At 56.9% G+C, this 543-nt stretch carries 1 protein-coding gene; it reads left to right on the forward strand.

Annotation, left to right across the window (positions count from 1 at the left end):
• Positions 1-543: ATP phosphoribosyltransferase regulatory subunit (locus RE027_RS18115; protein ID WP_368809690.1), on the forward strand; the 543-nt coding region annotated here is incomplete at both ends.

The raw sequence follows: 543 nt of genomic DNA on the forward strand, positions 1-543 counted from the left end.
ATCCGCGGCATGAACGATTATCTGCCTGGCGAAACCGCCATCTGGCAGCGCATTGAAGGCACACTGAAGCAGGTGCTCGGCAGCTACGGTTACAGCGAAATTCGTTTGCCGATTGTAGAGCAGACCCCGTTATTCAAACGCGCGATCGGCGAAGTAACCGACGTGGTTGAAAAAGAGATGTACACCTTTGAGGACCGCAACGGCGACAGCCTGACTCTGCGTCCTGAGGGGACGGCGGGTTGCGTACGCGCCGGCATCGAACATGGTCTCCTGTACAATCAGGAGCAGCGCCTGTGGTATATCGGCCCGATGTTCCGCCACGAACGTCCGCAAAAAGGCCGCTACCGTCAGTTCAACCAGCTTGGCGTGGAAGTGTTTGGTCTGCAAGGACCAGATATCGATGCCGAACTGATTATGCTTACTGCCCGCTGGTGGCGTGCGCTCGGTATTTCTGAGCACGTTTCTCTGGAGCTGAACTCTATCGGTTCTCTGGAAGCGCGTGCGAACTATCGCGATGCGCTGGTGGCGTTCCTGGAACAGCAC

Source organism: Kocuria sabuli, assembly GCF_040981185.1.
In the GTDB taxonomy this organism is placed as follows: Bacteria; Actinomycetota; Actinomycetes; order Actinomycetales; family Micrococcaceae; genus Kocuria; species Kocuria sabuli.